The organism is Streptomyces sp. GESEQ-4 (assembly GCF_017948455.1).
Classification (GTDB): domain Bacteria; phylum Actinomycetota; class Actinomycetes; order Streptomycetales; family Streptomycetaceae; genus Streptomyces.
The window spans coordinates 99,126-113,636 of record NZ_JAFFSU010000020.1 but is presented as its reverse complement, the minus strand read 5'-3'; the positions used below and the strand labels follow the sequence as shown (position 1 = coordinate 113,636).

The following is a 14,511-nucleotide window of genomic DNA, read 5'->3' as shown; positions in this document are numbered from 1 at the left end:
CCTGAAACGTTCAAATCAACGGAGGTTCTGGCATGCCCGATATCCCCAGCGCCGAGGTGAGCCGCAGACAGGCGGTCGGCACCATGGCCGTCTCCGCGGTAGGACTGGCCGGGCTCCCCGTGCAGGCGGCCCACGCCGACGAGGAGGGAGACAGACATGGAACGCGGGTCACCGGGCTCGCTGTCGACGGCCGCGAGGACAGCCCTCTCGGTGTCGACGACCCTGCCCCGCGGCTGAGTTGGCGGGTGGTCGGCGCCGGTGCCGGGTGGACGCAGGCCGCGTACCAGATCCACGCGGCGCGCACGGAGAAGGATCTCGACCGGGGCCGGCTGCTGTGGGACAGCGGCAAGGTCCGCTCCTCAGCCCAGACCGATGTGGCCTGGCGAGGCCCCGCGCCGGCCTCGCGCGAGCGGGTGGTGTGGCGGGTACGGGTCTGGAGCGCTGACGGGGACACGACGCCGTGGAGCCGGTCCGTCTCGTGGGAGGCGGGGCTCCTCAAGCGCTCCGACTGGGGCGAGGCCCGCTGGATCGAGTACCCGGGCCGCAGCGCCGACCAGCCGCTTCCCGTGTTCGCCCGCTCGTTCCGAACAGACGGAAGGGTCGTCAGCGCGAGACTGTATCTCTCCGGCGTCGGACTGCATGTGGCCCGGCTCAACGACGAGCCCGTCACCGACGAGGTGCTCGCTCCGGGCAATTCCAACTACCAGCTCTCCACCGAGTACCGGGTCTACGACGTCACGCGCCTCGTCCGCTCTGGCGCCAACACCCTGGGCGTCGAGCTGGGCCACGGCACGGCACTGGTGACCCGCTCCGTCACGAATCCCAGCACCGGCCGCACCGCCCCGTACAGCTGGTGGCAGAGCCAGTTCAAAGGGAGCGGCACCCTCGTCGCGCCCGCCGCCCAGGGCGCCACCACCATCAACGTGAGCAGCGTGGCGGGCTACCACGTCGGCGGCACCGTCAACATCGACACCGGCGACGGCGAGCGCCTGGAGTCACGCACCATCACCGCGATCGGCAGCGCCGATATCAGCTTCCACCCCGGCCTCACCTCGGGACATGAGAGCGGGGCCGCCGTCACCGCCTCCGGCAACTCCCTCGCGAGCACCGACCCGAGCGCGGGCGCCGCCGTCACGCCACGCCTGATCGCCCGTCTGGAAATCACCAAGGCCGACGGGACGGTCCAGACCGTCGTCAGTGACGGCTCGTGGCGGACGGCCCTCGGTCCGACCACCACGGCCAACTGGTACTCCGGCTCCGACTACGACGCCCGACGCGAGCAGCCTGCCTGGACCGCCTCCGGGGCGGACCTCGGCGCGGTGGCGCGGCGGCGCGACGGCACGCCCATGGGCTGGACCGGCGCAGGAATCGCCCCGCCACCCAACCTGACCACCGAACTGGTCTGGCGCGTGGCCGAGTCGCTCAAGGTCGCCGACACGCTCCACCCAGTCGGCGTCACACAGCCCCAACCCGGCGTGTGGGTCTTCGACTTCGGGCAGAACTTCGCCGGCTGGCCGCTGCTCAGGCTCGACGGCCCGCTCCCGGCCGGAACCACCGCCATGCTGTACCCCGCCGAGTCGCTCAACGCCGACGGCACCGTCAACCAGGCGTCCATCATGGGGGGCAGCGCCGCCCGCGGCACCGACGTCTTCGCCTCCTACACGACATACGGCGACGAGCGCGGCGAGAGCTGGCACCCGCAGTTCCACTACTTCGGCATGCAGTGGCTCCAGGTGACCGGCCTGCCCGAGGGCTACGTACCGACCCGGGACACCGTCACCGGCCTGCAGATCCACGCGGACGTGCCGGAGGCCGGCTCCGTGCGGACCTCCGACGACAGGATCAACCGCATTCACCGCATGGCCCGTTACTCGATCATGAGCAACACCATGTCCACCTTCACGGACTGCCCCGGACGCGAAAAGCTCGCCTACCCCGCCGACTACGTCCAGCCCTTCGGATCCATCCACCGCGCCTTCGGATACGCGGCCTACCTGCGTACCATGCAGCGGCACTTGGCGGAGGGCCAGTCCAGGGCCGGCGACAACATCGGCAACGTGGCGCTCAAGGCCCCGGTCTACGACTGGGGCTACACCGGCCGGTTCGGCGACGAGATCAACTGGGGTGACGGCATCATCCTCGTGCCCTGGCTGCTGTACGAGACGTACGGCGACACGCAGACGATGAGCCGCTACTACCCGCAGATGCAGGCCTTCCTGAACTACATCAGGACCAGGAAGGCCGGCATCGGCGCGGACGCCTACCTCGTCAACGCCGCGCTGGCCGACTGGATCGCCGGCGAGAACACCTCGGGCCGCATCACCGGAACCTGGGGTTACCACCAGATCGCCGACCGGATGGCCCGGATGGCAACGCTGATCGGGCGCGACGCCGACGCAGCCGAGTACCGCAACCTCGCCGCCAACATCAAGGACGCCTTCAACGACGCCTTCTACAACGCGAGCCTCGGCCGCTACACCGCCGAGGGCGGCCAAGGCGGTGCCGGGGCGACCCAGGCCGCGCAGGCGCTCGCGCTGGACGAGGGACTGGTACCGGAGGGCGAGCGGGGGAGGGTCCTCGACGCGCTGGTCGAACTGGTCCGTGCCCACCAGCCCTTCGGGGGCGGACCGCACTTCAGCGGCGGCACCATAGGCCTCGCGCCGATCGTCCGGGCGCTGCACGAAGGCGGCCGCGACGACGTCCTGTGGGACGTCCTCCAAGAGGACACCCGCCCGAGCTACGGCTATTTCATGGCCCCCACCACCGCCAATCCCCATGGCCTGACGACCGTTCCCGAAGAGTGGGGCATGGGCAACTCCAAGAACCACATGATCCTGCTCCAGATCGAGGAGTGGTTCCACAGCGGCCTGGTCGGCATCCGCCAGGCGCGCGGCAAGGCCGGCTACCGCGAGCTCGTGATCGACCCCCGCCCGGTCGGTGGACTCACCCACGCCGAGGGCAGCTACCGCACACCGTACGGCGTGGTGTCCGCGCGGTGGACCCGCAGGAACGGCCGTTTCCGCCTCGACGTCGAGCTTCCGCCGAACACCACAGCGCAGGTCCGGATGCCCACGGGCGGCGGCTCCAGCCATGTCGTCGGATCGGGGAGGCACACGTTCACCAGCCGCGATCTCCCGACCGGCGAGAGTGATTACGGGCACTGATCACGGTCGGTAGGTGTCGACAGGAGGTGTCCGACGGCTCTCCCCAGCGCTGTCCCGCCTGGCCGCGATCAGGGCCAGCACCCCGAGCGCGATCAGGCCGGGTGCGCCGGAGACGGGATAGAGGATCTGCAGCGGTATGCCGATGGCCAGCAGGTACCAGCCCAGCTGGGCCGGAAGCCTGCCGGTGTCATGGACGATGCGCTGGCTGAGTGTGCCCAGGGCGAGGAGGCCGAAGCCGGCCAGGAAGAACCACATCTCGTACTCGCGCTGCGGGTTTCCGGGGACGGCGTTCCAGAGTCCGTCGCGGGCCATGTCGTCGAAGGTGCTGGAGGCGATCAGGGCGACCGCGAAGTGCACTGCGGTCAGTCCGATCACCAGTCGGGGTATCAACCGGGTCATCGTCAGCTTCCTTGGCGAGGGGCGCGAGTGGAGGCAGCGACGTATGCCGTCAACCCGCCGAGCGCCAGACACAGTGGGGAGTACAGCGCCAGATCCCAGCGGGTGAAATCGGTCGGTCGGCCGGTCAGAGCGGAAGACACCAGGCCGGCCGAACCTCGCAGCAGCAGCACGCCTGCGACACCCCACACGCCCTGGCGCACCAAACGCCGTGGCGGTAGCTGCGGGACCAAGTCGGCCCGGGCCGCGACCGCATAGGCCGCCGCTCCGAGCGCTGCAGCGACTGCGGCCGTCAACTCCGGGGTGGGCAGGTCCGCTTCGGCGACCCCGACGACCGTACGGGCGAACTCGGCACGGTCGGCCAGTGGCCAGGGAGAGAAGGTCCAGATCCCGTGCAGGGCCCCGACCGCTCCCAGGCCGACTGCGGCCGTCCCACCAGCGAGTTTCGTCAGCGTCATACCGTTCCCCCAGTCGCACCGTACACCCCTGTATGGAATGACCATACAGTACTGTACGGACATGGCTAGGAGGAACCTCACCCCCCAGGACTGGTCGACCGCGGCCCTGCGCGCGATGGCACGCGGCGGAGTCGGGGCGGTGTCGGTCAACGCGCTCGCGGGTGAGCTGGAGGCGACACGGGGCAGCTTTTACTGGCACTTCAAGGATCGCGATGCGCTGCTGACGGCCGCGTTGGAGGTGTGGGAGCGGGAGGACACCACAGCGCTGATCACAGCGTTGGGCGATATCACCGACCCACGGAAGCGGCTGACGGCCCTGTTCACCGTCGCGCTGGGGCAGGAGGACATCAACGGCCTGGAGCCAGCGATCGTCGCCCACGCCGATCACCCCGCCGTCGCCCCGGTCCTGCGCCGGGTCACCGAGCGGCGGATCGCCTATCTCACCGATCTCTACACCGACCTGGGCCTGGACACCGCCACGGCCCGGCGCCAGGCGGTCGCCGCGTACGCGGCTTTCCTCGGATGGCTCGAACTACGCCGCTCCGCCTGCGACGTCGTGCCCGAGGTCGCCGCCACGGGCACCATCGCCACGGTCGCGCTAGAGCACCTGATTTCCGGGCTGGTCCGACCCGTCGTGCACCAGGCGGACCCGGAGTAGAGCTCGCCACCGTCGCCGATCACACCGCCGAACGCTGCGGCTTTGGGTGGTCGGTGCGCTGATGGGGGTCACGGTTTCCGTGCCGATGTGCGGGTTGGCCGTCGTCGCGGTGGTACTCGGGACGGGACGGAAGTCGAACGGAACCTCAGGGCGTGGTGTACGCGGTGCCCGCTGGATTCGCCCCGCCGCAGACGAACGCTCCGGTCGGGGGTCTCTGGGTGGTTGTCGCGCTCACTGCTGCCACCACGGTGGCGGCAGGCGGCGGCACGAGCGTGTGCCGGATTAACGATGAGGCCCTTGCCTTCGGCAGGATGGGTGCCATGACCGAGATCCGTACACCCCGCCTTCTCCTGCGTCGCTGGCACGACGACGACCTCGCGCCGATGGCGGACATCCACGCGGACCCCCGGGTCATGCACTGGATCGACGACGGCTCGGTGCGCGACCTGGACTACACGGCGGAGGCCATCGAGCGGTGGGAGGAGGAATGGGACGAGGAAGGCTTCGGGCTCTTCGCCGTCGAACTGCTGGCCTCGGGGGAACTGGCGGGCTTCACCGGTCTGTCCGTGCCCGAGTTCCTGCCGGAGGTACTGCCCGCCGTGGCCATCAGCTGGCGGCTCGGCTCTCCGTTCTGGGGCCAGGGATACGCATCCGAAGCCGCCCACGCCACACTGGAGTTCGCCCTCCAGGACCGCGGCCTCGACCGCATCATCAGCATCAGCCGGGTGGGGGACGATGCCTCCGAGGACGTCATCCGCAAGCTCGGCATGGTGCCCGAGCGAGAGACGGCGCATCCGGTATACGGCTATCCGCTGCGCGTCCACGCGATCGACCTCACCGAGTACCAGGCGTGAACTCCGCCATCGCGCCCACGGCGCCGAACTCGTCGGCGAGGTGACGCAGTACGAGGACATCTACTGGTAGGGCACCGGGTGGCCCCGAGGTCAGTCCTCCCCGGCTTCGGTGGGGAACTCCGGTGGTGCCTGCAGGTCGTGGGCGCGGAACAGGATGGCGTGCTCGACGCCCATGGCCTTGCCGCTCATCGCGGTGAACTGCGGGATGAAGTCCTCGGGGGCGGGGTGGTCCGGGAGCGCGGCCAGATACGCGGCGTGTGCCTTGAGTGAGGCGACTCCGCGCCGCAGCGGTTCACCCGTGACCTCGACGCCGTGGGTCGCGCCGGAGCCGGGGAGTCCGGGGACGATGAGCCAGCGTACGGAGTGCGGTTCGAGGCCCTCGTCGTCGACCTGCTCCGGGAAGACCCACCGGTTGCCCGCGTCGCGCACCGCGTCGAGCGTCGCGAGCCCGGCCGCGCGGTGGTCGGCCTGGTCGAAGCCATAGGGCGTCTCGATGTCGTAACCGGTGCCGAGTACGACGTCCGGCTTGAACCGGCGGATCTCCCGGCAGATGTCCCGGCGCAGGTCGAGGCCGTAGACGAGCACGCCGTCCGGATGTTCGAGGACCGTCAGGTGCTTGACGCCGACGACGGCGCAGGCGGCCTGCTGCTCGGCGACGCGCAGGCGTGCCGTCTCCTCGGGAGGGTTCGGCATGCCGGCCTCGCCGCGGGTGAGCAGGAGATAACCGACCTCGATGCCGCGCGCGGTCCAGCGAGCGACGGCCGCGGATGTGCCGTACTCCATGTCGTCGGGGTGCGCGACGACGCAGAGCACACGCTGAAAGGAGTCCTCGGGGAGGGCGGGCAATGTCATGTCGGCCATCCTTCCGCGTTCAGGGCCTGCCGTCTGTAGGCCCGCCAAGCCTATGCGAGTGTCTGATGCGGCACGTGGAGAATGAGTCTCAGCGCCACTCAAGACCCTGCCGGCGGCCCGGTGAGCCGCCGGCAGGGTCGAGGGGTGTACTGCTTCTCGGTCAGGACAGCGGCTCCACCCACACGTTGCGGAACCGGACCTTGTTGCCGTGGTCCTGGAAGCGGATCGCGCCGAGTGCGGCCGACTCGGGTTCACCTCCGCCCGTCGGCCCGTCGACGGCCACGTTGTCGTGGACCTTCTTGCCGTTCCAGATCACCGTGACCCGCGCGTCCGACGTCTTCTTGCCGTCCCCGTCGAAGCGCGCCGCACGGAAGGTGATGTCGTACGTCTGCCATGTCTCCGGAGCCTTCGCGGCGTTGAGGTCGGCGGCCTTCTTCAGATAGATCCCCGCCGCCTCGTTGTTCGCGAGATCCGTGTCGCCGTACGAGTCGAGGATCTGCACCTCGTACCGATCCTGGAGATAGACACCGCTGTTGCCGCGGTCCTGGCCGGTGACGTCGTCCGGGAGCTTGGGGACGCGGAACTCGACATGCAGCTTGAAGTCCCCGAAGTGCTGCTTCGTACGCAGGTCGCCGCAGCAGACCTCCATGGACTTCTCGGCGGTGTGCGGCCATTCGGCGCTGCGGCCGTCGGTGTGCTGCCAGGCCGTGGAGACGCTGCCGCCGGAGAACAGGTCGATCCGTGCGCCCGGGCGGCGGATGTCGACCGCGTCGAGGTTGACGTGGCCGGTGTCGCCCGCGCCCACGGAGTACGTGATCGTGTTGCGGCCCTTGCGGAGCTCGAGGCGTTCGTTCTTTGTCGACCAGCGGTTCCACTCGCCCGTCGACGGCAGGCTCGTCTGCTTCGCCGCGCCGCCGTTGACGGAGACGCTGACCGTCTTCGTGCCCGGGGCGGGGTGCGGGCCGTTGGCGTAGCGCAGCCCCACGTCGTACACGCCCTTCTTGTCGACCTCGACGTCCACGCTCACCTGGGCGCCCTGCTCGCCGAAGCCGTCGACGAAGCCGCCGCCGGTGTACCCGGCGTGCTCGGTGTCGGTGCCCGCGCTGCCGGACAGGCGGCCGGACTCGGCGTCGTACGTGGTGACGGGCTCCTCGGGGCCGGGCCTGGCGTTGAGCGTGTACCAGGCCTCGGTGGACCACAGCTGCTCGCCCTCGGCGGACGAGAACGGGCGCGGCGAGCGGACATGCACGACGCGGTCGGTCTTGAGGCCGGGGATGGTGAGCTGGACCTTCTTGCGGTCCTTGGAGAGCTTCGCCGACGTGACCGGCAGCGACTCCTCGTCGATCTTCGGGCCGCCGTACGCCGGGGTCGGCGCGTAACGCCACTGCTCGACGGAGTACGCGCCCTCGGTGAGTTTGGCCGCGGTCTCCTTCGACAGGGGCTTGGTGTAGGTGAGTTCGAAGCCGTCCGGGGTCGCGCGCATCGTCTTGATGTCGAAGGCGGTCTTGCCGTTCGGGGTCAGCTTCTGCAGGCCGAAGCGGAGCTTGCCCGCCTGCCCCCAGTTGCCGTCGGCGCCCAGACCGCCGGTGTAGATCGCGCCGTCGGGCCCCTCGCTGATCCGGGTGATGCCGGACTCGAGGCCCTGCGTGTGCCGGAACACCGCGCCCTGGTACTCGCCGTCGACCTTCTCGAGGTCGGCGCGCTGTAGTCCGCCGTAGGTGACGTCACCGAACACCATCTGCCCGGCGAACGGGCCCTTCTTCAATCGCATCGGTGTGCTGGGGGAGTTGGCGATCTCATTCTGCGGCAGCCAGAGCACCGGCTTGGTGACGGGCTTGTCGTCGTACGGGCCGTCCGGGTTCATGTAGTGGTTGAAGAACCGGCCCTGCTTGACGTGCACCAGCTTGGAGGCGGGCAGCCAGCCGCCCTGGTTGTCGGTGACGAACAGCTCGTTGTCGGGGCCGCGGCCGATGCCGTTCGGGGTGCGCAGGCCGCCGGCCAGGTAACTGACCTTGCCCGTGGCCTTGTTGACCTTGATGGTGGTGCCGCGGTTCGGGGCGGGCTGCGGGTCGGTGGTCGCGCCGCCGTAGTTGATGGAGACGGACAGGTTCAGATAGAAGTCGCCCTTGTCGTAGAGCAGTCCGAAGGCGAACTCATGGAAGTTCCCGCCGTACGGCCACTCGGCGATCTTCTTCTTCGCATCCGTGACGTCGTCACCGTTGGTGTCATTCAGCTCGGTCAGCTGGTGCTTCTCCGACACATACAGTTTCCCGCCCACGTACTTGATGCCCATGGGTTCCTTGAGCCCGTCGGCGATCTTCTTGTACGTGACCTTGTCGGGTCCGGTGTCGCCGGTGACGTGGTCGAGGAGGTACACCTCGCCCTTGGTCTCCTCACTGCCGCCCCAGGTGGAGATCGCGAGCCGGCCGTCGGGCAGCCAGTCCATCGCGGACACCTGCGGCTCGAAGCCCTCGGGCCGCAGATTCGTCAGCGTGTAGCCGGGGTTGACCTCGGTCAGGGGCAGCCCGTCACCCGGGGTGTCGTACGTCCCTTCGCACTCCTTGCGTCCGGGAGCGGTGACCCTGACGACCCCGGCGTCCGTGCTCAGCACGGAGTTCGGCACGACCGTGAACTCGGTTGCCCCCGGCGGCTTCCACTGCAGCGTGACCTGCTGACCGCCGCCCGCGTCGAAGTGGTCGATGTGCAGCGAGGTGTAGCCCGCGTTCAGCGTGATCTCGCCGTCCTTGGGCTCGGCGCCGTGCAGCCCGTCGTGGTCGATGACCTGCTGGTCGCCGAGGAAGAGCCGGGATCCGTCGTCACTGATCAGGCGGAAGGCGTACGCACCGGCCTCCGGCACGTTGAGATTGCCGATGATCTGCGACACGAAGTTGTCGCTGAACCCGAAGCCGTCGGTGGACGTCCAGTCGGCCGTCGGAATCAGCTTGTCGACGTTGGGCGTCTGTGCCGGCTTGAGATCGCACAGCTTGCTGAGCGGGGACTGGATGTCGAACACCCGCAGGGTGACGCCCGGTTCCTGCGGCGGGAGGTCGGCGAAGGGCCGGGGATCGTCATCGGCCGCGGCGGGGCTGACGAGGGCGCCGCCGAGGAGGGCGGTGAGCAGTAGCCCGGTGGCTCTTCGAACTCTGTGACGGACGGGGCGGGGTGTGTGCCCGGGGTGCCCGGGGGTTTCGTGGCGCTCGGGGGGTGGCTTCACTCTTCCTCCTGCGTTGTACGGCGGCGACTCACGCAGACTTCTGTGGCAAAGCGACGCTCAGCGTAGGGACTTGGCTCGTGTGCGTCCACACTTTGTCCACAGAAAGGAAAAACTGCTGCCGGCCCTCGGGTGGGTCGAGCGAACGGGCTCACGCCCCGCACGCGCCTACCAGGGCAATGTCCCGGTTTCGTCCTGCAACGTTCCTGTCGGACCGTCCGCGTCGAGAGTCGCCAGGCGTACGACGGTTCTGGCGCTCTCTTCCACTGGCCTTCCGATTCCGAAGGCAGCGGTCATGTCGGTGGCGGTGGTGCCGGGTTCAACCGCGTTGAACTTGATGCCCGGTTGAGCCTTGGCGTACTGGATCGTCAGCATGGTCGCCGCCGACTTGGACGCGGAGTAGAGCGCGAGTGGCAGGTGGAATTCCGGCCGGTCGGGGTTGTTCACGGCCCAGAACGACCCGGCGCTGCTCGAAACGGTGACCACGGTCGGATTCGAGGATTTGCGCAGCAGGGGAAGTGCCGCCTCCGTGACGCGCACGACCCCCACCGCGTTGGTGTCGAAAACTCGCAGGGCCGTGGGACCGTCGGTGACTCCGTGCCCCAAGATGCCCGCGTTGTGAACCAGAACGTCGAGCCGGCCCTCGGCTGAACCGATCGTCGCCAGCGCGCTGTTCACCGAGGCGTCGTCGGTCACATCGAGCTGAACGAAGCGCGCGCCGAGCGCTGCCGCGGCCTTTTCGCCTCGCTCGACGTCACGCGCGCCGATGTAGACGACGTGGCCCGACTCCAGAAGTTGTCTGGCTGTCTCGAAACCGATGCCCTTGTTGGCCCCGGTGATCAGTGTGACGGTCATGCGTCTCCTCTTTCTGTATCGCAAAATCCAAAATGTGGGCAAGTGGATGCCGGGCGACTGGGCGTACGTTCTCAACTCAGGAGTGAGCGCAGGCCATTGAGTGCGATCTGCCGCAGCAGTTCGCATTCGATCCCTGCCTGCGCGGTTACCCGCAGCCCGGAGATGACCGTCGCCACCAGCAAGGCCCCTTCGTGCGCGTCGGCATCCGCCCGGATGCTGCCGTCGAGACGCCCGGCCCGGATCACTCCTTCAAAACCGTCCAGGAGTTCGCGCAGGTCCCGATCGAGGATGCGGGCCACGCGCTCGTCCCGCTCGCGCAGGTCCGGGGCCATCATGCTCTGTACGACCATGCATCCGGCCGCATGTCCCTGCTCGCGTGCTGCGCGCTCCTCCTCGATGACGTCCTCCATCAACACGCGCAGCCGCTCGGCCCCACTGAGCTGGTCATCGGCGAGCACCTGTGCCCGGCGCTCACGGAACACCGTCACGTACCGCTCCAGTGCGCGCACGAACAGTTCGTCCTTCGACGTGAAGGCGTTGTACAGGCTGCTGCGCCGCACCCCCGCCGCCTCGCAGAGCTGCTCGGTCGAGGTGTCGGCGAAGCCGTGCACCCGGAACTCCGCGGCCGCGGCGTCGAGTACCGCGGTCTCGTCAAAGGATCGTGGCCTGCCCATGAGAGCGACGCTACCAGATTCTGAACTTTATAATCCAGAACGGGAAAGGTGTGGGTCGTCCCGTCCTCTCGCCCTCACGATCCCGGACCGCAGGCATACGGTGGTGGGGCGGAGCCGATCGAGGCCGTCGTCGACGACTACGTCTTCGAGGAGGGTCCGGCTGATCTGGAGGCCGGTGACACGCCGGTGCGGACGGTGCGCCTGGGGGAGCTGTTCACCCGGCCCGGTCGTGACCTGGTCGTCTACCACCTCATGTACGGCAAGAAGCAGACCGAGCCGTGCCCCATGTGCACGATGCGGTGCGACGGGTTCAACGGCGTGGCCCGCCACATCGCGCAGAACGTCGACCTCGCGATCGTCGCCGCCGCCGACCTGCCCGCCCTCCGCGCACACGCCCGGAACCGGAAGCGGACGAATCTGCGCCTGCTCAGCGCCGGGGCCGCGGGGAGTGGCGTGCCGCACTCAGCTACTAGCGGCACCGCCTCTGGGGGGACGTCTTCCCTCATTACTGGAGCACCCTGACCGCGGCCACCCTGCTGCGCTTTCGTCATGCCCTCCACCGTCGACTGCAGAGCCGCACACACCGCCGGCCCTCTCGCCGACGACCAGGGCTGGCACCTGTACCTCTGGACGCAGGCACGGTCCTGAAGTGCTCGGCACGAGGCACGCCCCAGGCTCAAGTGACCCCGCACCACCCCGGATTCCTCCACGCCCACCTAGTCCCGTACTTCGCGGGTCGTTAATACGTATGGTGTGAACGGTCCGGGGGTGTCCCGGGCCGGTGGTGTGGCGTTGGGTGGGGTGTGTCGATGACTTCCCGTTCCCCGCGGCCACGGTCTGAGCGTCAGCGCCTTGACGTGGTGGTGACGTCCGTTGTGGAGAAGCGTCTGGGCGCTCTGCCTGTCGCTGCCGAATTTCTGCGCCGGCTGGATGTCGCCGGGATCGTGGACGGGCTGTGTCCGGGTGGCGCGAGCGCGCATCTGACCCACGGGCAGGTGGTCGAGGCGCTGGTCGCCAACCGGCTGACGTCGCCCGCGCCGCTGGTGCGGGTCGGTGACTGGGCCCGCACCTGGGCGGTGGAGGAGGTCTTCGGTATTGAGCCGGACCTGCTCAACGACGACCGTCTGGCTCGGGCCCTGGACGCGATCGCGCCGGAGTTGGAGCGGATCGCGGGCAGCGTCGGTGCACGGGCGATCGCCGAGTTCGGGATCGATGTGTCCCGGCTGCACTGGGACATGACCAGCATGTCCGTCCACGGCGCCTTCCCGGACGGGGACCAGGACGGGCAGTACCCGGTCATCGGTTACGGGCATCCCAAGGACCGGCGCGTCGACCTGAAGCAGGTCCAGGCCGGGCTCGCGGTGTCCGCCGACGGCGGCATCCCCGTCCATGCCCGTGTCTTCGGCGGCGGCGCGGCCGAGGTCAGTCAGGTCGTCGGGGCGATGAAAGACCTGCGAGGCATGGCCGGTGAGCAGGATTTCCTGATGGTCGCCGACTCCAAGCTGGTGTCGTACGTGAACGTCACGGCACTGCTGGCGGCCGGGGTGGATTTCATCGCGCCCGTCCCGGCCGCGCAGGTCAAGGACGAGGTCTATGCCGCCTTGGACCTCACGCAGGCACAGCTGGCGGACTGGGTGCCCGAGCGGGACGCGCGCAAGCCCGCCGGTGAGCGGGAGGCATACCGGGTGCTGGAGGACGTCCACACCCTGGCCGGGCCCCGCAAGCGGGACCCGGTGCACCGCCTGCGGCGGATCCTCGTCCACTCCACCGCTGTCGCGGCGGGCCAGTGCCAGGCCCGCGAGAAGCGTCTGGCCCGCGCCCGGGAGGAGATGGACAAGCTCGCCGGTGCGGCGGGCGGCGGCACTACAAGACCCGCGATAAGGTCGCGGCCCGGGCCGGGGTCATCGCCGCCAAGCGCCGCGTCACCGCGTGCCTGCGCTGGAGTATCACCACCGATGAGCACGGCATCCCCGCCCTGGCCTGGCACTTCGACACCGACGTCCTGGACGCCGAGGCCGCCGTCGACGGCTGGTACGCGATGCTGACCAGCATCCCCGCCGACCGGGCCGACCCGGCCCAGGTCCTGATCCACTACAAAGGGCAGGGCACGGTCGAGCGCCGCTACCACGACTTCAAAGGCCCCCTCGCGATCGCCCCGGTCTTCGTGCAGCACAACCGGCGCGTCGCCGCCCTGATCCAGGTCATCTGCCTGGCCCTGCTCGTCTTCTGCCTCATCGAACGGCAGGTCAGACGCGCACTGGGCCCAGAGCAGACCATGACCGGCCTCTATCCCGACAACCGCCGGATCCGTCCCACCGGCCGCGTGATCTTCTACCACCTCGCCGAACTCACCCTGCGCATCGGCAGCGTCACCGACCCGCCCACCGTCCAGATCACCCGCGGCGTCCAACTCCACCTCCTCGAGCTCCTGACACCGACATCACACGAACCCGCTGGCCACAGATCTAAAACAGCGACCTGCGAAGTCCGGGCCTAGTGTCCGAAGCCGGCCTCGCCGTCGGCTTCCGGCCAGGAGCCGCCCCACCTCGCCGCCTCACCCTGGCCGCCTGTCATCCGCGAGTTTGCAGCATCTGCGAGGCGAAAGCCCTTCGGCTTAGATCGTCTGTTCCGTCGGCCGGACGAGCATTTCGTTGAGCGCGACGTGACGGGGCCGGGTCACCATGAACACCACGGCGCTTGCGATATCCATCGGCTGGAGCAGGCCATATCCGGTGGGGTTGGTCGCATCGGGAGCGTGGTCGTGGCCGCTGGTGGTGAGTTCGGTGACCACGAGACCGGGTTCCACCAGCCCGGCACGGACATGCTGATCCGCGAGTTCCTGACGAAGGGCTTCGGTGAAAGCACCGACTGCATGTTTGGTGGCCGCATAGACATTGCTTAGTGCGCCGGGGACCTTGCGGCCCGCAATGGAGCTGATGGTGACGAGGTCGGCGACGCCGCGTTCACCGACTGCTGCGGCTCGGGTCAGGTGCGGCAGTGCGGCGTGCGTGGTGTTGAGTACACCGTTCAGATTGACCTCGACCGTGGTGTGCCAGTCATCCAGGTCGGCGGTGACGGCCGGGCCCCAGGTGCCGCTCCCCGCGTTGTTGATCAGGATGTCGATGCCGTCGCCGTCGTCAGCCGCGGCGCTGATCGCATCGCGCACCGCGTGCGCGTCGGTGACGTCCGTTTCGTAGGGCCGTGCGCGGCCGCCATCGCGTGCATTGATGATGTCAGCGAGTTCACTGAGCCTGTCTCGACGTCGTGCGAGAAGGGCGACGTCGGCGCCCTCAGCGGCCAGTGCTTGAGCGACCGCGGCGCCGATGCCGCTGGAGGCGCCGGTGACGACGGCGGTGGTGTCCTTCAGCATTGGTTGGTCCCATCGTGTA

13 protein-coding genes are annotated in these 14,511 nt (G+C 68.8%); 6 read left to right on the top strand and 7 right to left on the bottom strand.

Going from position 1 to position 14,511, the window contains the following annotated elements; all coding sequences use genetic code 11:
* Positions 1 to 32: 32 nt before the first annotated feature.
* The gene (locus tag KCH48_RS31215; protein WP_210578583.1) at positions 33 to 3,164 is read left to right on the top strand and encodes a family 78 glycoside hydrolase catalytic domain; all 3,132 of its coding nucleotides are present in this window, start codon (positions 33 to 35) and stop codon (positions 3,162 to 3,164) included.
* Here KCH48_RS31215 and KCH48_RS31210 read toward each other — a convergent pair whose 3' ends face one another.
* Together KCH48_RS31210 and KCH48_RS31205 are read right to left on the bottom strand one after the other, a co-directional pair.
* Positions 3,165 to 3,563, bottom strand: a complete 399-nt coding sequence (locus KCH48_RS31210; protein ID WP_210578581.1) for a DUF6463 family protein — start codon at positions 3,561 to 3,563, stop codon at positions 3,165 to 3,167. It lies immediately after the preceding gene.
* A gap of 2 nt (positions 3,564 to 3,565) precedes the next feature.
* Positions 3,566 to 4,018, bottom strand: a complete 453-nt coding sequence (locus KCH48_RS31205) for a DUF3995 domain-containing protein (protein ID WP_210578579.1) — start codon at positions 4,016 to 4,018, stop codon at positions 3,566 to 3,568.
* A gap of 61 nt (positions 4,019 to 4,079) precedes the next feature.
* Here KCH48_RS31205 and KCH48_RS31200 point away from each other — a divergent pair, with 61 nt between their 5' ends.
* Positions 4,080 to 4,676 carry a TetR/AcrR family transcriptional regulator gene (locus tag KCH48_RS31200; RefSeq protein WP_210578577.1) on the top strand — a complete coding sequence of 199 codons (597 nt, stop codon included), beginning with the start codon at positions 4,080 to 4,082 and terminating at the stop codon, positions 4,674 to 4,676.
* A gap of 320 nt (positions 4,677 to 4,996) precedes the next feature.
* Positions 4,997 to 5,530: a GNAT family N-acetyltransferase gene (locus KCH48_RS31195; RefSeq protein ID WP_210578574.1), complete on the top strand. Its 534-nt coding sequence runs from the start codon at positions 4,997 to 4,999 to the stop codon at positions 5,528 to 5,530.
* A 90-nt stretch (positions 5,531 to 5,620) separates the two neighbouring features.
* On the opposite strand, the gene KCH48_RS31190 is transcribed toward KCH48_RS31195, so the two are convergent.
* The 4 genes from KCH48_RS31190 to KCH48_RS31175 form a co-directional block, all read right to left on the bottom strand.
* Positions 5,621 to 6,382, bottom strand: a complete 762-nt coding sequence (locus KCH48_RS31190) for a PIG-L deacetylase family protein (protein ID WP_210578572.1) — start codon at positions 6,380 to 6,382, stop codon at positions 5,621 to 5,623.
* A 160-nt stretch (positions 6,383 to 6,542) separates the two neighbouring features.
* A complete protein-coding gene (locus tag KCH48_RS31185) occupies positions 6,543 to 9,596 on the bottom strand; it encodes a family 16 glycoside hydrolase (protein ID WP_210578570.1) in 3,054 nt (1,017 codons plus the stop codon).
* Positions 9,597 to 9,761: 165 nt separating this feature from the next.
* The gene (locus KCH48_RS31180; RefSeq protein ID WP_210578568.1) at positions 9,762 to 10,448 is read right to left on the bottom strand and encodes an SDR family NAD(P)-dependent oxidoreductase; all 687 of its coding nucleotides are present in this window, start codon (positions 10,446 to 10,448) and stop codon (positions 9,762 to 9,764) included.
* Positions 10,449 to 10,519: 71 nt separating this feature from the next.
* Positions 10,520 to 11,122 carry a TetR/AcrR family transcriptional regulator gene (locus tag KCH48_RS31175; protein WP_210578566.1) on the bottom strand — a complete coding sequence of 201 codons (603 nt, stop codon included), beginning with the start codon at positions 11,120 to 11,122 and terminating at the stop codon, positions 10,520 to 10,522.
* 48 nt (positions 11,123 to 11,170) lie between these two features.
* On the opposite strand from KCH48_RS31175, the gene KCH48_RS42525 reads away from it, so the two are divergent.
* From KCH48_RS42525 to KCH48_RS42515, 3 genes are all read left to right on the top strand, one after another.
* Positions 11,171 to 11,644, top strand: a complete 474-nt coding sequence (locus KCH48_RS42525; protein ID WP_210578563.1) for a DUF899 family protein — start codon at positions 11,171 to 11,173, stop codon at positions 11,642 to 11,644.
* A gap of 353 nt (positions 11,645 to 11,997) precedes the next feature.
* Positions 11,998 to 13,167: an IS1634 family transposase gene (locus tag KCH48_RS42520; protein ID WP_307841000.1), complete on the top strand. Its 1,170-nt coding sequence runs from the start codon at positions 11,998 to 12,000 to the stop codon at positions 13,165 to 13,167.
* Positions 13,161 to 13,619 (top strand): hypothetical protein, encoded by a 459-nt coding sequence (locus KCH48_RS42515; RefSeq protein WP_246886141.1) that lies wholly within the window; start codon positions 13,161 to 13,163, stop codon positions 13,617 to 13,619. Before KCH48_RS42520 ends, KCH48_RS42515 begins: the two co-directional genes overlap by 7 nt.
* 117 nt (positions 13,620 to 13,736) lie before the next feature.
* Here KCH48_RS42515 and KCH48_RS31155 read toward each other — a convergent pair whose 3' ends face one another.
* Entirely contained in the window at positions 13,737 to 14,492 is a 756-nt protein-coding gene (locus KCH48_RS31155; RefSeq protein ID WP_210578562.1) for an SDR family oxidoreductase, read from the bottom strand.
* Positions 14,493 to 14,511: the final 19 nt, after the last annotated feature.